This is a genomic window from Agreia sp. Leaf335, assembly GCF_001423605.1.
In the GTDB taxonomy this organism is placed as follows: Bacteria; Actinomycetota; Actinomycetes; order Actinomycetales; family Microbacteriaceae; genus Agreia.
In genome coordinates this window covers 804,763-823,798 of record NZ_LMOQ01000001.1, presented here as the reverse complement: position 1 = coordinate 823,798, position 19,036 = coordinate 804,763, and the positions used below count along the sequence as shown (strand labels likewise).

Here is a 19,036-nt window from a genome sequence, read left to right as displayed (position 1 = left end):
TAACGCGTTGTCGCAACGCAGGCCCCTGCGAGTTCGGCGGTTCTAGGCTCCGATCATGACAGTGACCGCACCCCCGAAAACGCAACTCGTCGAACCCGGAGGCATCGAGCCGATCTCGTCGAACAGGCGCCACGGGTCACCGTGGCAGTTGTTCGCGACCTGGACCTCGCCCAACCTCGAGTTCGCCACGATCTTCGTGGGAGTCATCGCCGTTCTCTACTTCGGTCTGAGCTTCTGGCAGGCGGTGGCCGCGGTATTGCTGGGCAACTTCCTGGGAAGCCTGAGCCAGGGGTTCCTGTCGACCTGGGGGCCGCGCGAAGGTCTCGCCCAGATGCTGCTCGGCCGCACGGCGTTCGGGTTCTGGGGCAACATCATTCCCGCCGGCCTCAACACGGCCATGGCCGGGCTCGGCTGGTTCGCCGTCAATTCCATCAGCGGGGCCTTCGCGTTGGCCACTCTTACAGGCTGGAGCCCGGTGCTCACGCTCGCCATCGTGGTTGTCGTCGAGGTGACGGTCGCATTCGTCGGCCACGACATCGTGCAGCTCTTCGAGCGGTATGCCATGTTCGTGCTGGGTGCGATCTTCCTGGTCGCCGGCATCTTCATCCTGGTGAACGCCGACACATCGGCCCCAGCGGGCGGAGACGGCTCCGGCGGATTCGGCGGCTTCGCGGGCTTCATGCTCGCGGCCGGCGCCGCGTTCGGATACACGGCCGGCTGGAACCCGTACGCCTCGGACTACACCCGCTACCTACCAGCCGGCACGAACCACAGAACCATCGCCGTCGCATCCGGTCTCGGCAACTTCGTTTCGACCAGCTTTCTCATGATCGTGGGTGCGGCATCCGCCACGATCGTGCACACCGGTCTGGCCGAGGACGCCAGCCCCACCGACTCGTTCACCGCTGGCATGCCCGGCTGGATCTCGGCTCTCACGCTGCTTGCCATCGCCGTGGGCGCCATCTCGGCGAACGCGCTGAATATCTACTCCGGGTCGATGTCCTTCCTCGCGATCGGCATCAAGATTCCCTTCGAACGGCGCCGGGCCATCGTGGCGCTCGGTTTCGGCGTGCTGGGCTTCGTGATCGCCCTGCTCGCCCTGCCTGACGCCGGCGCGAGCTATGAGAACTTCCTGCTCGTGATCGCCTACTGGATCGCACCGTGGCTCGGTATCGTTCTCGCCGATCGCTGGTTGCGGCGCGGGACAGCCGTGCTGGCACTCGTCGTCGACGAGAAGAACAAGTACCGCAACCCCGCAGGCATCGTCGCGTTCGTCGTCGCCGCGGTGGTCTCGATCGGGCTCTTCTCCAACCAGGCCGTCTACGTCGGCCTGCTCGTGCGAGTCGCGCCTGAGATCGGCGATCTCACAGCGCTGGTCGGCTTCGTCGCCGCCGGGCTGCTGTACGTCGTCGTCTTCCGCATGATCCGGCCGGTTCTCGGACCTCCCCTGTCGGCCGAGACGACCACGATGCCAGCCGAGCGAGTGGAGGCCTCCGCGTGATCTACGAGACCGACGCAGACAAGTTGTCCGTCGCTCGCGACGAGGCGAGAAAGGGAGCCGCGGAAGGCGGCATCCCGATCGGCGCAGCCCTGTTCACCAGCGCGGGGGTGTTGCTCGGCAGCGGCCACAACCGCCGCGTACAAGACGGCGACGCGGCGATGCACGCCGAGACGAACGCTTTCCACAACGCCGGGCGCCAGCGCAGCTACCGAGACACGGTCATGGTCACCACTCTCTCGCCGTGCTGGTACTGCTCGGGCCTCGTGCGCCAGTTCGGAATCGGCCGCGTCGTGGTCGGAGACGACGAGAACTTTCTGGGCGGCCAGGACTGGGTCGCGGAACACGGCTGCGAGGTCACCGTGGTCAACGATCCTGAGCTCATCACGATGATGGCTGCGTTCATCGAGGGCAACCCGGCGCTGTGGAACGAGGACATCGGCGAGGAGTCATGACGAAACAGCTCGTACTCGGGGCGTTCGAGGAGTTCACCCCGAACTTCATCGCCAACGCGTGGCACCATGAGCGAGGAGACACCAGTGCGTTCGCGACGCTGGAGTTCTGGCAGGACATGGCGGCCCGCCTGGACGCGGCCGGGTTCGACTTCTTCTTTCTGGCAGAGGCCATCGGCTATCCGATGAACGACGCCGGGCAGGTGCCCGAGGCCGTCATCCGCGACGCCGTGCAGTTCCCCGTTCACGATCCGCTCGCGCTGATCTCCGGTCTCGCGACTGCTGCCCCGCGCATCGGCTTCGTCGCAACAGCATCGACGACGGCCCAGCACCCGCTGCTCAACGCACGCACCTTCACCACCCTCGACCACCTCACCGGCGGACGGATGGGCTGGAACATCGTCACGAGCGACAATCAGCAGGCCCTCGTGCGCCTGCTCGGCCAGACGGATGTGACGCCTCACGACGAGCGCTACGCCCGTGCGACCGAGTTCGTCGATCTGACGCTGCGCCTCTGGGAAGAGGCATGGGACGACGGCGCGGTCCTCGCCGACAAGGCGAGCCGCACGTTCTCCGATCCCACGAAAGTGCACCGCATCGAGCACGAGGGAAAATACTTCCGGTTCGACGGCTACTTCCCCGCCACTCCGTCTCCGCAGCGCACACCGACCCTCTTCCAGGCGGGCACCTCGGCAGCCGGTACCGCCTTCGCCGCGCGGTACGCCGAATGCGTGTTCACTCAGGACAGGGAAGCTGCTCGACTCTCGGCGACCGTCACCCGCCTGCGCGCCCAGGCCGTCGCCGCAGGTCGACCGGCCGACTCCGTCAAGATCATCAACGGGGCGAGCTTCGTCATCGCCGACACGGCGGAGGAGGCGCAGCGCCTGCGGGCGGAGCTCAACGCCACCCCCACCAGGGAGGCGACCGCGGCCCTGTTCCTCGGCTGGTCAGGAGTCGACCTCGGCGCCCTCGACCCCGAGGCCACACTCGACTCCGTCTCGACCGAGGTGGGCCACACGATGATCGAGATGTGGCGCAATCCGAACGGCTCGAGTCCGACCGTCGGCGAGATCCTCGACTCGCTCGCATCGACCTTCGGCGGGATGCGCTTCACCGGAACTGCCGAGTCGATCGCGACCGAAATCGCGGCTCTCGTGGAGGAGACCGATATCGACGGGTTCCTCGTCGAGAACTGGTATGGCGGCTACGAGGGCTATCGCGACTTCGTCGAGCAGTTGATGCCCGTTCTGCGAGGGCGGGGGCTTCTGCCCGATGTCCCCCGGTCTGGCACCCTTCGCAGCATGCTCACCGGAGAGCCCGACGTGCCCGAGTGGCACCCGGCTCGCGCCGTCCGTGGCGCCCAGAGCAGCACCTGAGGCGATGGACGATCCTCTCGACGGCGCCACGGAGGCGCTCCTTGTCGCGCTCCCCAAGGTGTCGTTGCACAACCACCTCATCGGGGCTGTCTCGGCCCAGACGGTGCTCGATCTCGCTCGAAAGCACGACGTCGTCCTCGACGGCGGTCGCGACGCGGAGTCGCTGTACGACCACGGCTCCTACGAGGACCTGAACGAGTTTCTGCGCGTACTGGATGTCGCGGGTTCCGTCATGAGAGACGCCGACGACTTCCGCCGGGTCGCCTTCGAGACCCTGACCGACGGAGGGGCGGCGCTCGGCGTCGTGCACCGAGAGATCTTCCTCAGCCCACCCGGGCATCCGGGTGTGCCGTATCGCACGATCATCGACGGCGTGCTGGCGGGCATGCGCGACGCAGAGGCGGAGACGGGCATCACCAGTCGCATGGTAATCGGCCTCAACCGCAACGACTCCGCGTCGGCCGCAGTCGAGCTGGTCGAACAGGTGGTCGAGTACCGCATCGACGAGGTCGTGGGCATCGGCCTCGACTACTCCGAGTCGATCGGGCCTCCGGCGCGCTTCATCGAGGCGTTCAGGCTCGCGGGCCGATCAGGACTTCATCGCACCGCCCACTCCGAGAGCGGCCCACCCGCGAACATCGAGGTCATCCTCGACGAGCTCGGAGGAGAGCGCATCGACCACGGCTACCACGTCGTCGACGACGCCCGCATCACGGCGCGGTGCGTGGCGGAAGGCATCACCTTCACATGCACTCCCGTGAGCTCCGACATCGGCCGGTACTCCGGGAGCGGCGACGGATCGCACCGTCGGATCGCCCAGATGGTCGACGCGGGCCTGCGCATCACCATCGACTCCGACGACCCGCCCATGTTCGGCACCGATGCCGTCAACGACTTCCGAGCACTCGCCCGCGCTCTCGGCTACGGGCTGCCCGAGTTCGCCGACTTCACCCGGAATGCGGTGAACGCGGCCTGGCTGGACGGCAGCGACCGGGCGGCCCTCTCACAGGTCGTCGAGTCGCGACTCTCAGCCCTCGGAGCGAGCTCGGCGCAGAGAGACCAGGGCCAGCACGATCGCTAGCGCCATCAGGCCGACACCGATCCCCGAGGTGAGCACCACGCCGCTGTCGAACGACGCGCGAGCCGACTCGAGCAGGGAGGCTCCGGCCGGACCACCGACCGACTCGGCCACCGAGACGGCTCCACCGAGCGTCTCTCGTGCCGTGTCCGCATCCTGGGAGCTGAGCCCGGCGGGCAGGCTGACCCCGCCCCGGTAGGCCGCTGTCAGAATGCTGCCCAGCACGGCGGTGCCGAGCACGGCTCCGAGCTCGTACGAGGTCTCCGATACCCCGGATGCCGCGCCGGCCTTGTCTGCGGGCACCGACGAGATGATCAGGTCGTTCGAGATCGTCTCCGCAGCGCCGATACCGAGGCCGAGAACAGCGAACGCGATCGCCAGTGTCGCCTCGCTCGCGTGCTGCCCGGTGACCATGATGATGGCGTAGCCGGTGCCGGCGAGTGCAAGACCGGTCGCGACGACGACACTCGGCCTGACGATGCGCACGATGGGAACGACGACGAGACCCGCCACGACCATCACGATCAGCCCGGGAACCAGCGCCAGAGCCGCGTCGAGGGGGCGCATCCCCAGCACGAGCTGCAGGTGCTGCGAGACGAAGAAGAGGAACCCGACGAGCGAGAAGACGCTCACCAGGTTGATGAGCACGGCGCCGGTGAACACGCCGCGACGGAACAGCCTCATGTCGAGCATCGGGTTCTCCCGAGCGAGCTGACGGCGCACGAAGAGCGTTCCCGCCGCCGCGCCGGTCAGCACCAGAAGCACCTGGAGCCATTCGAAGCCGTGCGTCGCGAACTCTTTGATCGCGAAAACGAAGGGAACCAGCGTGATCATTGTGAGGCCGATGCTCACGACATCGATGCGCCCCGGGTTCGGGTCGCGAGACTCGGGCACGAGTAGCGGCGCGAACACGAGCAGCGGAATCAACACGGGCACGGCGATGAGGAAGACGGAACCCCACCAGTAGTGCTCGAGCAGGATGCCGCCCACGATGGGGCCGAGCGCGGAGCCCGCGGCGAAGCCGGACGCCCAGATGGCGATCGCGAGTCGACGCTGCTGGCGATCGAGGAAGATGCTGCGCAACAGCGAGAGCGTCGACGGCATGAGCATGGCACCGAAGAAGCCGAGGCCGGCACGAGCGAGAATCAGCAGTTCGGCCGTGGGTGCGAAGGCCGCGACGATCGACACGAGAGCGAACCCCGTGGCGCCGATCAGCAGCAGGCGACGTCGACCCCAGCGGTCGCCGAGGTTACCCATGGCCACGAGCAGCCCGGCGAGCACCAGCGGGTAGGCGTCGATGATCCAGAGCTGCGCAGCGGCAGACGGTCGAAGCGACTCGGAGATCACCGGAAGTGCGAAGCTCAGCACCGTGTTGTCGACGCTGGAGATGAGCACGGGCAGCATCAAGACGGCCAACGCGAGCCAGTTACGGAGGGAGGCGCGCGGCGGCCGCGCGTCGTCGGAGCGCTGGGCGGGCGTGGGGGTCGTGAGCAGAGCCATGATCTGTGTTTCTTCGTTTCGTTTCGTATGCGGTACGGCTATGACTATACCGTCCAGTCGGTACAGTAGCTACCTCCTCAACGGCGGATGTCGTCTCAGCATTCCCCGATGGCCCGATGATTTTGTGTCGAGGGCACCCGACGCCGCCGAGGCGGCTACCATCGAACCGATGCCCGCCACCCCAGAGAACCCGCCGACCGACTCCGTCGCGCCCGCCGCGTCATCCACGCGCGACCGCATCCTCGATGCCTTCGCCGAACTGCTCGGCGAGCACGGCGAGCGCGCAGCGACACTCGATGCGGTAGCCGCCGCGGCAGGCGTATCGAAGGGCGGGCTGCTGTATCACTTCGGCTCCAAAGAGGCCCTGATCGCGGGCGTGCTCCAACGCCTGGCAGAGCTCGTGGCGCGCGATGTCGAGGCCATCCGCGCCTCGCCGGCCGGGCCCGTCGCCCAGCTGATCCGCTCATCGATGGCCACGGGAAGCGCCCTCGACAAGGCGCTCGTAGCGACCTCGCGCCTCGCGCAAGCGTCGAATTCGACCGCGCGCGACGCGCTCCGCGCCGCCAACGACGCCTGGTACCAGATCGTGCTCGAGAGCACGGGCGACCCGGTGCTGTCGCGCGCGATCATGCTGATCAGCGACGGCCTCGCCTACGGCTCGGCATTCCTCCCCGAGTCCATGACTCCGGAGACGGCCGAGCTCACCAGCTCGGACATTGACGATCTCGTCGATCTGATCACCGAGGTAACAGCACAGCGCTCAGGCCACTGAGCCCTGCGCTGATCGAGTAGCGAGGAACGAGCGTATCGAGATCACGTTCGGCGGTGGCCTCGATACGGCCGCAGGCGGCCTACTCGACCAGCGCAGTCCTACTCCGTGAGGTCGATCTCCTGCAGCGAGTCGGCGTCGATGGCCGTACGCAGCTTCTCGAGCAGCTCGTCGGGGGCGGGAGAATCGACGGTCAGTACGCTGAGCGCCTTGCCGCCGGCCACGTGCCGGGCGATCTGCATTCCGGCGATGTTGATGTCGGCGTCGCCGAACTCCTTGCCGTAGATGGCGACGATTCCGGGGCGGTCGTCGTAGGTCATCACGATGAGGTGCTCTGCAAAGGGAACCTCGACGTCGTAGCCGTTGATCTCGACGATCTTCTCGATCTGCTTGGTTCCGGTCAGCGTTCCCGATACAGAGATCTGCGACCCGTCGCTGAGCGCGCCCTCGAGCGTGATGAGGTTGCGGTACTCCTCGGAGACCGCCTCGGTGATCAGGCGCGTCGTCACGCCGCGCTGCTCGGCGAGCAGGGGTGCGTTGACGTACGAGACCGTCTCGCTGACGACGTTCGTGAAGATGCCCTTGAGGGCGGCGAGCTTGAGAACGCTCACGTCGAAGTCGACGATCTCGCCGCGCACGATGACATCGACGCTGGTGAGCGGGCTGTGCGCGAGACCGGAGAACACCTGTCCGAGCTTCTCGACCAGCGGGATGCCGGGGCGCACCGTCGGGTCGATGACTCCGCCGGCCACATTCACGGCATCCGGAACCAGCTCGCCCGACAGGGCCAGGCGAACCGACTTGGCCACCGAGACACCCGCCTTCTCCTGCGCCTCGTCGGTGGATGCGCCCAGGTGGGGCGTGACCACGACGTTGGGCAGGGCGAGCAACGGCGAATCGGTGGGCGGCTCGCTGACGAACACGTCGAGTCCGGCTCCCGCGATGGTTCCGGCGGTGAGCGCCCGGTGGAGCGCGTCTTCGTCGATGAGACCGCCGCGGGCGACGTTGACGATGAACGAGGTGGGCTTCATCAGCGCCAGCTGCTCGTCGCTGATCATGCCGGTGGTCTCGGGCGTCTTCGGCATGTGGATGGTGATGAAGTCGCTCTGGGCGAGCAGCTCGTCGAGGCTGAGCAGCGTGACGCCGAGCTGCTGCGCGCGAGCCGAGGTGACGTAGGGGTCGTAGGCGACGACGTTCGTGCCGAAGGCCTGCATGCGTGCCGTGATGAGCGCGCCGATGCGGCCGAGACCGATGATTCCGATCGTCTTCTCGTAGAGTTCGACGCCGGTGTAGGCGCTGCGCTTCCACTTGCCCTCGGCGAGAGCGGAGTGAGCGGCCGGGATGTGACGGGCGAGGCTCAGAATGTGGCCGACGGTGAGTTCTGCGGCCGAGATGATGTTCGACGTGGGGGCGTTGACCACCATGACGCCGGCGGCCGTGGCCGCCTTGATGTCGACGTTGTCGAGACCCACACCGGCACGCGCGATGACCTTGAGCTGGGGCGCCGCGGCGATGGCCTCAGCGTCGACCTTCGTCGCAGAGCGCACGAGGATGGCGTCGGCCGTCGACAATGCGGAGAGCAGTGCCGGCCTGTCGGTTCCATCGACGTTGACCACCTCGAAGTCGGGGCCGAGCGCCTCGACAGTGGCGGGTGAGAGTTCTTCGGCGATCAAGACGACCGGTTTCGACACGGATCGGATCCTTCGGTTTGGCTCTGTAAAGAGGATTTCCGCGGGACTGCGCGGCCAGAACCATATTAGGGGCAGGCACAATGAGCACATGACCGATGCGACTCTGACCGTAATAGTGACGATCGTCCGCATCGCTATCGCGGTGGTCTTCATCGCCATGGGCATCAACCACTTCGTTCCGAAGTCGGCGCGGGTCATGGCCAAGATGATCCCGCCGTCGCTTCGCCGCGACGGCCTCTTCGCCCCTCTGAACCTCGTCTACCTCACAGGAGCCTGTGAGATCGCGGGCGGAGTCGGCCTGCTCGTGCCGCAGACCCGGCTCGCGGCGGCCATCGCGCTCGTCGTCTTCCTTGCCGCCGTCTTTCCCGCGAACGCGTACGCGGCTGCCCATCGGGAGCGTTTCGGCGCGGTCGCCATCCCGTTCTGGCCGCGACTGGTGGCCCAGATCGTCTTGGCCGCCCTGATCGTGTGGGTCGGCGTCGCCGCCTAGAGCCCGCCGAGCAGCAGCGACTCCAGGTCGGCCTTGATCACCATCGCTACGGCGAGGGCTACGAGGAAGACGATCGCCTTCGCCCATGCAGGCAGACGCCAACCGACGAGGAAGCCCACCCCGTAGGTGACGATCGGCGCGGCGATCGAGCCGATGAAGACGAGCCACGACAGACCGGTGAGGCCGAGACCGAAGGTGGCGATCGCCTCGAGGAGGTTGGCCACCCCGACCCATACCCAGATGGCGGAGATCAGAGCGAAGAGCAGGGCGATGCCCCAGCCGACCTTCTTCGAGAAGGTGAGTTCGCGAAAGCTCGAGTGTGTGGCGGCGGCGGGCTGTGCTGCGGTGTTCTTGGTCATGGCGAGGTCCTATGCTCCCTGAATGAAGGGCCAGGGCACGAGCACGAAGACTCCGAGCAACAGCCAGCCGAGGCGGGATCGCCAGGTTCTCTTCTGCGTGAGCAGCAGGGTGGACACGAACCACAGCGGCGCCGCGGCAATCGAGAGGAACTGCCCGATACGGAAGCAGATCTCGAGGAAGAGGCTGTCGAGTGGAAAGAATGTGACGGTCGTGCGGGCCACCACGATGCCCCACCCGATGGTGAAGAGCAGGTAGACGCCGCCGAGGATTCCCAGCGTGATCAGGGCCGCGGAGCTCAGCTGCGCCGACGCCTTCTCGGCCGCGGCCAGCTCTGCCTCGACCTCGGCGTCTTCGGCGAGCTCAGCCTGCTCGAGAACGGTCGGAGCCTCGGGCCGCTCGGTGTTCGCGGGCCTGACCTCTGCGGCTTCGCCCGACTGGATGGGTGGCGTCAGCGTGGGGTCGTCGTCGCCGGCCCAGCTCAGGGCATCGTCGTTGCGGCTGGTCATGTAGGCAAGGTTAGCCGCTCGCCGCAGACGCTAAACCGAGAGGACGCGCTTCTCTCCCGCATCGACAGGGAACACGAAGCGATTCTGCTGCGGAGGCATCGGGCAGTTGAACCAGTCGGAGAATCCGCACGGCGGAATGTAGGCGCGGTTGAAGTCGAGCTCGACCGTGCCGTCTCGGCGAGGACGCACAGCGAGGAAGCGCCCCACGTCGTAGGTCTCGTCACCCGTGGTGAGATCCTGAAAGACGAGCAGCAGTTTTCCTTCGTCTTCGAAGGCCGCGAGTGTGCGCGATTGCCCGCCGATCACCACGTCGATGTCGCCGGGAAGAACCTCGTCGCGCAGGCGACCGTCGTCTTTGATGTGTTCGATGCCGATGGCGCGCTTCTCGGTCGGCGTGAACGTTCCCTCGAGAACCCATTCGGGCTTGAACGCGTAAGCGGAGATGCGATCGAAGTTCTCGGCCTTCTCGTTGGCCGGGTCCCAGACGCGCACGATGTAGTGCCCCTCGAGTCCGGAGTAGACCGTGCCTGTCACTCCCCCGCCGAAGGAGAGCGTCGACGGAACGACGGTGTCGGATCCGGCGATGTCGACCGTGCCGTCGACCAGCTCGCCGTCGACGCGGATGCCGTCGGTCGCGACCGCGGTGACCGTCACGCCGCCGCCGGCCGGGGTGGGCGCCCAGAGGCCGGGCACGCCGTCGATGGAGCGCTCGGAGTCGATCTCCGTAGTGCTGACGAGGGCCAGCGGACCCTGCGGCGAGGTGACGTAGCGGTGGCGAGTCTGGCGGAAGCGCAGGAAGTCGGCTTCGGCGGCGGAGGTAGAGGTGTTGTTCACAGCGTCCATGATCCTCTCAACTCGCAGCTCGCGCGTGCGATTCCCTTCGCCGCGACGATCGTCGCCGGTCGAGAGGTCGTGCTCCGAGGCAGACGACGAACGCCCAGCCGAGGATTCCGGCGAGGCAGATGCGCTCCGTGAGGCCGAGCATCGACGGAATCCACGCGATCGACACCGCGAGCGAGACGAGTCCGACCACAGCGACACCGAGCATGATGGCAGCCCTTCGGAGCACGCCGACCATCTCGGGTACCCGACGCATCCATAGCGTGAGAAGGATCATGGCGGCGAGGGCGGCAAGGAACCCGATGGTGGCGAACGCCACGTGCACCGCGCCCACCGTCGTCGTGGGTGCGATGCCGAACTCCCCGGGCGCATTCACATCGGTCGGGAAGAACACCAGCGCGGCCGAGCACAGACCGGCCACCGCGAGAAGCAGCGAACCCAGTCGCCTTGTCAGGGTGCTCGGTCCGATGCGAGCGACGACAAGGAGCACGCAGAACGTCATGGCCGCTCTGGCGAGGAAATTGAGGTTCATCGCCCAGCCGAAAGGTCCGACAGCGAGATTGCTCTCGGCGTCGGATATCGGGCTGTAGTGAGGTGGCAGAAGCTGCAAGACCACGTCGATCACGACGTACGCGACGACGAGCGACAGGCCCGTACGGGCAGCGAATCGGAGAAACGGCGACGGCCGCCCCGACTGAGTCGGGGCGGCCGTCGTACTGTGAGTCAGGAGACTACCGGGCGGCGGAGCCGTCGGTGTAGTCGGCATCCTGCTGCTTCCAGGCGAACAGAGCGCGAAGCTCCTTGCCCGTGGCCTCGATGGGGTGCTGGGCACCCTTCTCGCGGAGCGCGAGGAACTCGGGGGCTCCGGCATCCTGGTCATCGATGAAGCGCTTCGCGAACGCGCCGTTCTGGATGTCGGCGAGAACGGCCTGCATGTTGGCCTTGACGTCGGGCGTGATGACGCGGGGGCCCGACACGTAGTCGCCGTACTCGGCCGTGTCGGAGACGCTCCAGCGCTGCTTCGCGATGCCGCCCTCCCACATGAGGTCGACGATGAGCTTCAGCTCGTGCAGCACCTCGAAGTAGGCGATCTGCGGCTGGTAGCCCGCCTCGGTGAGCGTCTCGAAGCCGTACTGGACGAGCTGCGAGACACCGCCGCAGAGAACGGCCTGCTCACCGAACAGGTCGGTCTCGGTCTCTTCGGTGAACGTGGTCTTGATGCCACCGGCACGCAGACCGCCGATCGCACGCGAGTACGACCATGCGAGGTCCCAAGCCGAGCCCGAGGCGTCCTTCTCGACGGCGACGATGACGGGAACGCCACGGCCTGCCTCGTACTCGCGACGAACGGTGTGGCCCGGGCCCTTGGGGGCGACGAGGATCACGTCGACGCCGTCGGGCGCCTGGATGTAGTCGTAGCGGATGTTGAAGCCGTGACCGAAGACGAGCGTCGCGCCCTGCTTGAGGCTGGGAGCGATGTCGTCACGGTAGATGTGACGCTGGAACTGGTCGGGAGCGAGCAGCACGATCACGTCGGACTGGGCGGTCGCATCGGCGACGCTGAGCACCGTGAAACCGGCCTCCTGAGCCTTGGCGATCGACTTCGATCCCTCTTTCAGTCCGATGACGACATCGACGCCCGAGTCGCGGAGGTTGAGCGCGTGGGCGTGGCCCTGCGAGCCATAGCCGACGACGGCCACCTTCTTGCCCTGGATGAGCGACAGGTCTGCATCTTTGTCGTAGAAGATTTCGGTCACTTTATTACTGCTCCTTGTTATGTGGGTGTTCGGTGGCCGTTCCCGTCGACGAGCTCAGGGAACGGGCCTCTTAGTTCTTGAAGACGCGTTCGGTGATGCTCTTCGATCCGCGGCCGATGGCGAGCAGGCCCGACTGAGCCAACTCCTTGATTCCGTATGGCTCGACGACGCGCAGGAACGCACTCGTTTTACCCGAGTCGCCTGTGATCTCGATGACCAATGCATCCGTAGAGACGTCGACGACGCGAGCTCGGAAGAGATTCACAGCCTCGAGCACGTGGGACCGCGTCGAGTTGTCGACCCGCACCTTCACGAGCATGTGTTCGCGTTGAACCGACTGGTCGGGCTCGAGCTCGACGATCTTGATCACGTTGATGAGCTTGTTCAGCTGCTTGGTGACCTGTTCGAGCGGCAGCTCCTCGACGTCGACGGCGACCGTGATGCGCGAGAGACCCTCGATCTCGGATGCGCCCACGGCGAGGCTCTCGATGTTGAATCCGCGGCGGGCGAAGAGGCCCGCGACCCGCGTGAGCAGGCCGGGCTTGTCTTCGACGAGCAGGGAGAGAACGTGGTGGCTCATGGTCTACTCCTCATCCCACTCTGGGGCGATCTGCTGTGCGTGTTCGATCATCGAGTTGCTGACCCCCTGCGGAACCATCGGCCAGACCATGGCGTCTCGGCTCACGATGAAGTCGATCACCACCGGTCGGTCGTTGGTCTCGATCGCGAGCTTGATCGCCGCGTCGATCTCCTCGACCTTGGTGACCCTGATGCCGAGAGCGCCGTACGCATCGGCGAGCTTCACGAAGTCGGGCACCATCGCCGTGCCGTGACCGGTGTTGAGGTCGGTGAACGAATGCCGTCCGTCGTAGAACAGGCTCTGCCACTGCCGCACCATGCCGAGTGACGAGTTGTTGATGATCGCGACCTTGATCGGGATGTTGTTGATGGTGCAGGTCGCGAGTTCCTGATTGGTCATCTGGAAGCATCCGTCGCCGTCGATCGCCCAGACGAGGCGATCGGGCTCCGCGACCTTTGCGCCCATGGCGGCGGGAACCGAGTAGCCCATGGTGCCGGCACCACCGGAGTTGAGCCAGGAGTTCGGTCGCTCGTACTTGATGAACTGCGCCGACCACATCTGGTGCTGGCCGACGCCGGATGCGTAGATCGCCTCGGGACCGGACAGCTCGCCGATGCGCTTGATCACGTATTGAGGCGAGAGCAGGCCGTCGGTGGGCTCGGCGTAGCCGAGCGGGAACTCGACCTGCAGACCGCGCAGATACTCCCACCAGTCGGCGATGTCTGGTTTCGTCTCTGTGGCCGCAGCCGTTGCCACGAACGCCTTGGTGAGATCGGCGATCACGTCTTTCGCGTCTCCGACGATGGGAACGTCTGCCGCACGGATCTTGCCGATCTCCGCGGGGTCGACGTCGACGTGCACGATCTTGGCATTGGGAGCGAACTCGCTCACCTTGCCCGTGACCCTGTCATCGAAGCGGGCTCCGAGTGCGACGATGAGGTCGCTCTCCTGCAGGGCGAGAACGGCGGGAACCGTTCCGTGCATGCCCGGCATGCCGAGGTTCTGCTCGTGCGAGTCGGGGAAAGCGCCGCGCGCCATCAGCGTGGTGACGACAGGCGTTCCTGTCGTCTCGGCGAGCACGGCGAGCTCAGGCGATGCCTGGGCCCGGATGACTCCGCCGCCGACGTAGAACACCGGCTTCTTCGCCTCGAGGATGAGCTGCGCCGCGGCCTGGATCTGCTTGCCGTGCGCCTTGGTGACCGGGCGGTAGCCCGCGAGGTCGACCTTCGGGTTCCACACGAACGGTGCCGACTTCTGCTGGGCGTCTTTCGTGATGTCGACGAGCACGGGGCCGGGCCGGCCTGTGGATGCGATGTGGTACGCGGCAGCGAGGGTCGCGGGAACGTCCTCCGGCTTGGTGACCAGGAAGGAGTGCTTGGTGATCGGCATCGTGATTCCCACGATGTCGACCTCTTGGAAGGCGTCGGTGCCCATCAGGGTCGAGAAGACCTGACCGGTGATGATGAGCACGGGAACCGAATCCATGTAGGCATCTGCGATGGCCGTCACCAGGTTGGTGGCCCCGGGGCCCGACGTCGCGATGGCGACGCCCACCTTGTTCGTCGACGAGGCGTAGCCTTCGGCCGCGTGACCGGCGCCCTGCTCGTGTCGAACGAGGATGTGCCTGATCGTCGTCGACGCCATGAGCTCGTCGTAGAAGGGGATGATCGCGCCGCCGGGAAGTCCGAAGACGTCTTTGACCCCGAGGTGCTCGAGCGAGCGCAGGATCGCTCCCGAGCCCGTCAGGATGTCAGGGGTGTTCGCTCCGGCGGACGAGGAGGCCGGCCTGGGGAACGCCGGAGAGCTTGGCACGGGAGATGGATCCACGGGCATGTTGTTTTCCTAGCTTGGTGCCTGCACAGCTTGTCGCCTGTGCACTGAGCAGACGAACGGTGATGAGGGTGGAGCGCGGTACTACCCCGTGATGGCGCCGGTCGCTGCCGACTTCACGAGCTTGGAGTACTTTGCCAGAACGCCACGGGTATAGCGCGGGGGAAGAGGGGCCCAGCCGTCTCGGCGGGCTGCAAGCTCATCGGCCTCGACGAGTAACTCGAGGGAGCGAGCGGCGATATCGACCCGTATTAGATCACCATCGCGCACGAAGGCGATAGGACCTGCGTCCACCGCTTCGGGTGCTATGTGGCCGATACACAGTCCGGTTGTGCCGCCTGAGAATCTGCCGTCGGTCAATAGTAGTACATCTTTTCCGAGGCCGGCTCCCTTGATGGCGGCCGTGATGGCGAGCATCTCACGCATTCCGGGGCCGCCCTTCGGGCCCTCGTAGCGGATCACCACGACGTCGCCGTGCTCGATCAATCCCTCGGTCAGGGCGTCCATCGCGGCGCGCTCGCGCTCGAAGACCTTCGCAGGCCCCTCGAAGACCGCGGCGTCGAATCCGGCCGTCTTGACGACCGCACCCTCAGGAGCCAGGGACCCCTTGAGAACCGTGAGGCCACCCGTGGGGTGGATCGGGTTGTCGAGCGTGCGGAGCACCTTGCCGTCGAGCCCGGGGATGTCGAGCTCGGCCAGGTTCTCGGCCAGCGTCTTGCCCGTGACCGTGAGCACGTCTCCGTGCAGCAGACCGGCGTCGAGCAGAGCCTTCATCAGCACCGGCAGGCCACCGTGGCGGTCCATGTCGTTCATGACGTAGCGGCCGAACGGCTTCATGTCGGCGAGGTGCGGAATAGTGTCGCCGATGCGGTTGAAGTCGTCGATCGTGAGGTCGACCTCGGCCTCGTAGGCGATCGCGAGAAGGTGCAGGATGACGTTGGTCGAGCCCCCGAGCGCCATCGCCACGGCGATGGCGTTCTCGAACGCGGGCTTGGTCAGGATGTCGCGGGTGGTGATGCCGAGGCGCAGCATGTTGACGACGGCCTCGCCGCTGCGGTGCGCGTAGTAGTCGCGACGGCGGTCGGCCGAAGCGGGAGATGCGGAGCCCGGCAGGCTCATGCCGAGGGCCTCGGCGACGCTGGCCATGGTGTTGGCCGTGTACATGCCACCGCAGGCGCCCTCGCCGGGCGCGAACGCGCACTCGATGCGCTTCGCGTCGGCCTCGCTCATGGTGCCGGCCTTCACTCCGCCGACAGCCTCGAACGAGTCGATGATCGTGATGTCCTTCTCGGTGCCGTCGGAGAGCTTGACCCACCCCGGTGCGATCGAGCCCGCGTAGAGGAAGACGCTCGCCAGGTCGAGCCGGGCAGCGGCCATGAGCATGCCGGGCAGAGACTTGTCGCATCCGGCCAGAAGAACCGAGCCGTCGAGACGCTCGGCCTGCATGACGACCTCGACGCTGTCGGCGATGACCTCACGCGAGACGAGCGAGAAGTGCATGCCTTCGTGGCCCATCGAGATGCCGTCGGAGACGGAGATGGTGCCGAACTGAAGCGGGTAGCCGCCGCCGGAGTGCACTCCCTCTTTGGCGCCCTGGGCGAGACGGTCGAGCGACAGATTGCAGGGCGTGATCTCGTTCCACGAGCTCGCGATGCCGATCTGTGGCTTCTCCCAGTCGGCATCTCCCATGCCGACAGCTCGAAGCATTCCGCGCGAGGTGGTTGCTTCGATTCCATCGGTGACGACGCGACTGCGCGGCTTCATGTCTATTTCGGGCATGTTACGAGTTTAGAACCACTCAGATAGCAGAGATGTGCGCCTCGGCTCGGAATTGGCCGAGCAGAGCGAGCACCTGGGCGACCTCGGCCTCGTCACTCACGCGGAACTCCGCGATCGTCTTTCCCGACCCGCTCTTCAGACCGAAGTCACCGCTGCGCAGCACTGCGAACGCGTCTTCGTCGGTCACGTCGTCGCCCGCGTAGAGAACGGCGGTGGCCTTCGTGTACTCCTTGAGGTGCAGCAACGCCTCGCCCTTGGTCGTCGACCGGATCGAGAACTCGAGCACGTTCTTGCCCTCGCGCACGGTGAGACCCTCGATCTCCGACTTCGTCTCGGCCAATGCCATGAGGTGGGCCTGCCTGCTGCCCTCTTCTGATGCGAGCCGGGTGTGCAGGGCGAAACCTGCCGGCTTCGACTCGATCCACACATCGTCGACGCGGTCTGCCACCTCTTCGAGCACCTCGCTGAGTACGTCGACCTGCGCGAGTTCCTGCGTGTCGAGCGTGAGCCGCGTGGGGCTGTCGAGCCGGATCTCCACCCCGTGCGAGCCGACGAGCAGCACATCGTCGGGAAGATCGCTCACCTGCTCGAGACTCTCCATGGCTCGACCGGAGATGAGGGCGACGCGGGTCGAATCGAGCTTCAGCAGGTCGAGCACCGCTCGCCTCGCCTCGGGCAGCGCGCGCGCGTGGCTCGGAACGTCGACCTCGGGGGCGAGGGTGCCATCGAAGTCGAGCGCGACGAGCAGCCGTTCGGTGCGGGCGAGTTCACGCAGTCGCACGATCAGTTCATCGGTCTCGTCGGGCTGGATGCCGGTCTCGGCGACGCGGTCGGCCGCGGTCGACGGAGTGCTCATCGGTCGGATGCTCCCCATTTGGTCGCGACATACGAAGGCGTGCCGCTCGGATCGGTCAAAGTCGACAGAAAGGCCGTCGACCAGCGTGAGACGTCGTAGTCGCGCACCCGCTTGCGCAGCGCGCGCATCCGCTTCGTGCGTTCGCCCTTGTTCATGTGAATCGCCTCGAGGATCGACTCCTTGAGCCCGTCGATGTCGTGGGGATTGACCAGGAGCGCGCTTTTCAGTTCGTCGGCAGCGCCGGCGAACTCGCTGAGAACGAGGACGCCGTCGTCGTCGATTCGGCTGGCGACATATTCTTTGGCCACGAGATTCATGCCGTCGCGCAGGGCGGTGACGAGCATCACGTCGCTGGCGAGGTACAGCGCGACCATCTCTTCTCGCGGGTACCCCTGGTGAAGGTAGCTGATCGCGGTGTGGCTGATGCTCGAGTAGTCGCCGTTGATGCGCCCGACGGTGAGTTCGACCTCGTCGCGCAACTGCTGATAGGCGGCGACGCGTTCGCGACTCGGACTCGCGACCTGCACGAGCGTCACGTCTTCGACCGCAACCGTGCCATCGGCGAGGAGTTCGCCGAACGCCTTGAGCCGGTGGCCGATGCCCTTCGTGTAGTCGAGCCTGTCGACGCCCAGCATGACGACCTTGGGGTTTCCGAGACCGGCGCGGATCTCCTTCGCCCTGGCCTGGATGTCAGGACGACGAGCGAGGTCTTCGAAGCTCTCTGTATCGATCGAGATGGGGAAGTGCCGCGCGTGCACGGTGCGTACCAGGCTGCCCCTCCTCGACGTCGAGACTCGGGCCGGCTCGATCGCCTCGGAGATCTGCTCGTCGATCGGCACATCGATCGCCGTGCCCTTGGTCGTGAAGCTGAGCAGCCGACGTACGGCACGCGTGAAGTTGCCCGCGTCAGCGGCGCGCTGGAACCCGATGAGGTCGGCCCCGAGGAGCCCCTCGATGATCTGAGCCCGCCACGGCAACTGCGAGAAGATGCCGTATGCAGGAAACGGAATGTGGTTGAAGAAGCCGATGGTGAGGTCGGGGCGCAGCTCTCGCAGCATCTTCGGCACGAGCTGAAGCTGATAGTCCTGCACCCACACCGTGCCGTCGGTCGCCGTGACCGACGCGGCCTTCTCGGCGAAGCGCTGGTTGACACGCACGTACGACTCCCACCACTCGCGGTGGTACGTGGGCGGCGCGATCACGTCGTGATAGAGCGGCCACAGGGTGTCGTTCGAGAATCCCTCGTAGTACTCCTCGATGTCGGCAGCGCTGAGGGTGACGGGAACGATCGAGATGTCGTCGTGCTCGAAGGGCTCGGACTCGTCGTCGGCGACGCCGGCCCACCCGACCCAGGCGCCGTCGGCCCGCTTCATGACCGGCTCGAGCGCGGTCACGAGGCCGCCGGGCGAGGTGCGCCATTCGACGCTGCCGTCTGGGCGGGTCACCTTGTCGACAGGGAGCCTGTTGGAGACGACGACGAGATCGTAGGTACCGACAGGGGTGTTCGGCCGCGATGCGGCCTCGTCCATGGAAATGGTGAACTCCTCGTTTGCGGCCGACGAAGGCATCGACCGTGTAGACCAGTGATCAGGCTACCAGCCGCCCGCGTTCGCCCATCGGGTTGCCGAGCGATGCGCTATACAAGACGACGCCGCGCATCCGATACCCCGAGCC

At 66.2% G+C, this 19,036-nt stretch carries 18 protein-coding genes; 6 read left to right on the top strand and 12 right to left on the bottom strand.

Annotated elements, in window-relative coordinates; translation table 11 throughout:
- Window positions 1-55 precede the first annotated feature (55 nt).
- The 4 genes from ASF79_RS03940 to add are packed head-to-tail and all read left to right on the top strand — an operon-like array spanning window position 56 to window position 4,407.
- Window positions 56-1,501: a purine-cytosine permease family protein gene (locus ASF79_RS03940; protein WP_055852080.1), complete on the top strand. Its 1,446-nt coding sequence runs from the start codon at window positions 56-58 to the stop codon at window positions 1,499-1,501.
- Window positions 1,498-1,953 carry a nucleoside deaminase gene (locus tag ASF79_RS03935; protein ID WP_055775214.1) on the top strand — a complete coding sequence of 152 codons (456 nt, stop codon included), beginning with the start codon at window positions 1,498-1,500 and terminating at the stop codon, window positions 1,951-1,953. The genes ASF79_RS03940 and ASF79_RS03935 overlap by 4 nt, the downstream gene beginning before the upstream one ends.
- Entirely contained in the window at window positions 1,950-3,326 is a 1,377-nt protein-coding gene (locus ASF79_RS03930) for an NtaA/DmoA family FMN-dependent monooxygenase (RefSeq protein WP_055852077.1), read from the top strand. The genes ASF79_RS03935 and ASF79_RS03930 overlap by 4 nt, the downstream gene beginning before the upstream one ends.
- A 4-nt stretch (window positions 3,327-3,330) precedes the next feature.
- Window positions 3,331-4,407, top strand: coding sequence for an adenosine deaminase (gene add, locus ASF79_RS03925; RefSeq protein WP_055852074.1), 1,077 nt, complete (start codon window positions 3,331-3,333; stop codon window positions 4,405-4,407).
- Here the strand turns inward: add and ASF79_RS03920 are convergent.
- A complete protein-coding gene (locus ASF79_RS03920; RefSeq protein WP_055852069.1) occupies window positions 4,354-5,904 on the bottom strand; it encodes an MFS transporter in 1,551 nt (516 codons plus the stop codon). The two genes, add and ASF79_RS03920, sit on opposite strands and share 54 nt — an antisense overlap.
- Window positions 5,905-6,073: 169 nt before the next feature.
- On the opposite strand from ASF79_RS03920, the gene ASF79_RS03915 reads away from it, so the two are divergent.
- Window positions 6,074-6,676, top strand: coding sequence for a TetR/AcrR family transcriptional regulator (locus tag ASF79_RS03915; RefSeq protein WP_235500620.1), 603 nt, complete (start codon window positions 6,074-6,076; stop codon window positions 6,674-6,676).
- Window positions 6,677-6,774: 98 nt separating this feature from the next.
- On the opposite strand, the gene serA is transcribed toward ASF79_RS03915, so the two are convergent.
- Window positions 6,775-8,364 (bottom strand): phosphoglycerate dehydrogenase, encoded by a 1,590-nt coding sequence (gene serA / locus ASF79_RS03910; RefSeq protein WP_055775227.1) that lies wholly within the window; start codon window positions 8,362-8,364, stop codon window positions 6,775-6,777.
- Between the two features lie 88 nt (window positions 8,365-8,452).
- Here serA and ASF79_RS03905 point away from each other — a divergent pair, with 88 nt between their 5' ends.
- Complete coding sequence (locus tag ASF79_RS03905; RefSeq protein ID WP_055852066.1) at window positions 8,453-8,854, top strand: DoxX family protein; 402 nt, start codon at window positions 8,453-8,455, stop codon at window positions 8,852-8,854.
- Here ASF79_RS03905 and ASF79_RS03900 read toward each other — a convergent pair.
- The 10 genes from ASF79_RS03900 to otsA form a co-directional block, all read right to left on the bottom strand.
- Window positions 8,851-9,213, bottom strand: a complete 363-nt coding sequence (locus ASF79_RS03900; protein WP_055852065.1) for a hypothetical protein — start codon at window positions 9,211-9,213, stop codon at window positions 8,851-8,853. The genes ASF79_RS03905 and ASF79_RS03900 overlap by 4 nt on opposite strands.
- A gap of 9 nt (window positions 9,214-9,222) precedes the next feature.
- Complete coding sequence (locus ASF79_RS03895) at window positions 9,223-9,720, bottom strand: hypothetical protein (protein ID WP_055775235.1); 498 nt, start codon at window positions 9,718-9,720, stop codon at window positions 9,223-9,225.
- A 30-nt stretch (window positions 9,721-9,750) separates the two neighbouring features.
- Window positions 9,751-10,554 (bottom strand): DUF1684 domain-containing protein, encoded by an 804-nt coding sequence (locus tag ASF79_RS03890; protein ID WP_055777293.1) that lies wholly within the window; start codon window positions 10,552-10,554, stop codon window positions 9,751-9,753.
- 16 nt (window positions 10,555-10,570) lie between these two features.
- The gene (locus tag ASF79_RS03885; RefSeq protein WP_055852062.1) at window positions 10,571-11,326 is read right to left on the bottom strand and encodes a DUF998 domain-containing protein; all 756 of its coding nucleotides are present in this window, start codon (window positions 11,324-11,326) and stop codon (window positions 10,571-10,573) included.
- Complete coding sequence (ilvC, locus tag ASF79_RS03880) at window positions 11,292-12,317, bottom strand: ketol-acid reductoisomerase (protein ID WP_055775241.1); 1,026 nt, start codon at window positions 12,315-12,317, stop codon at window positions 11,292-11,294. The genes ASF79_RS03885 and ilvC overlap by 35 nt, the downstream gene beginning before the upstream one ends.
- Window positions 12,318-12,387: 70 nt before the next feature.
- On the bottom strand, window positions 12,388-12,897 hold the full coding sequence (ilvN, locus tag ASF79_RS03875) for an acetolactate synthase small subunit (RefSeq protein ID WP_055775244.1): 510 nt from the start codon (window positions 12,895-12,897) through the stop codon (window positions 12,388-12,390).
- A gap of 3 nt (window positions 12,898-12,900) precedes the next feature.
- Window positions 12,901-14,730 (bottom strand): acetolactate synthase large subunit, encoded by a 1,830-nt coding sequence (locus ASF79_RS03870; RefSeq protein ID WP_055852060.1) that lies wholly within the window; start codon window positions 14,728-14,730, stop codon window positions 12,901-12,903.
- Window positions 14,731-14,811: 81 nt separating this feature from the next.
- Window positions 14,812-16,506, bottom strand: a complete 1,695-nt coding sequence (gene ilvD, locus ASF79_RS03865) for a dihydroxy-acid dehydratase (protein ID WP_055852057.1) — start codon at window positions 16,504-16,506, stop codon at window positions 14,812-14,814.
- 19 nt (window positions 16,507-16,525) lie between these two features.
- Window positions 16,526-17,362, bottom strand: a complete 837-nt coding sequence (otsB, locus tag ASF79_RS03860) for a trehalose-phosphatase (RefSeq protein ID WP_055853115.1) — start codon at window positions 17,360-17,362, stop codon at window positions 16,526-16,528.
- Entirely contained in the window at window positions 17,359-18,891 is a 1,533-nt protein-coding gene (gene otsA, locus ASF79_RS03855; RefSeq protein ID WP_055775257.1) for an alpha,alpha-trehalose-phosphate synthase (UDP-forming), read from the bottom strand. Before otsA ends, otsB begins: the two co-directional genes overlap by 4 nt.
- Window positions 18,892-19,036 lie beyond the last annotated feature (145 nt).

Coding starts and splice junctions, on each gene's coding strand:
- ilvD (WP_055852057.1), bottom strand. CDS start 16,506: ATGCCCGAAATAGACATGAAGCCGCGCAGTCGCGTCGTCACCGATGGA.
- ASF79_RS03920 (WP_055852069.1), bottom strand. CDS start 5,904: ATGGCTCTGCTCACGACCCCCACGCCCGCCCAGCGCTCCGACGACGCG.
- ASF79_RS03870 (WP_055852060.1), bottom strand. CDS start 14,730: ATGCCCGTGGATCCATCTCCCGTGCCAAGCTCTCCGGCGTTCCCCAGG.
- ASF79_RS03940 (WP_055852080.1), top strand. CDS start 56: ATGACAGTGACCGCACCCCCGAAAACGCAACTCGTCGAACCCGGAGGC.
- ASF79_RS03900 (WP_055852065.1), bottom strand. CDS start 9,213: ATGACCAAGAACACCGCAGCACAGCCCGCCGCCGCCACACACTCGAGC.
- ilvN (WP_055775244.1), bottom strand. CDS start 12,897: ATGAGCCACCACGTTCTCTCCCTGCTCGTCGAAGACAAGCCCGGCCTG.
- otsA (WP_055775257.1), bottom strand. CDS start 18,891: ATGGACGAGGCCGCATCGCGGCCGAACACCCCTGTCGGTACCTACGAT.
- ASF79_RS03930 (WP_055852077.1), top strand. CDS start 1,950: ATGACGAAACAGCTCGTACTCGGGGCGTTCGAGGAGTTCACCCCGAAC.
- ASF79_RS03885 (WP_055852062.1), bottom strand. CDS start 11,326: ATGCCGACTACACCGACGGCTCCGCCGCCCGGTAGTCTCCTGACTCAC.
- ASF79_RS03905 (WP_055852066.1), top strand. CDS start 8,453: ATGACCGATGCGACTCTGACCGTAATAGTGACGATCGTCCGCATCGCT.
- ASF79_RS03895 (WP_055775235.1), bottom strand. CDS start 9,720: ATGACCAGCCGCAACGACGATGCCCTGAGCTGGGCCGGCGACGACGAC.
- otsB (WP_055853115.1), bottom strand. CDS start 17,362: ATGAGCACTCCGTCGACCGCGGCCGACCGCGTCGCCGAGACCGGCATC.
- ASF79_RS03915 (WP_235500620.1), top strand. CDS start 6,074: ATGCCCGCCACCCCAGAGAACCCGCCGACCGACTCCGTCGCGCCCGCC.
- add (WP_055852074.1), top strand. CDS start 3,331: ATGGACGATCCTCTCGACGGCGCCACGGAGGCGCTCCTTGTCGCGCTC.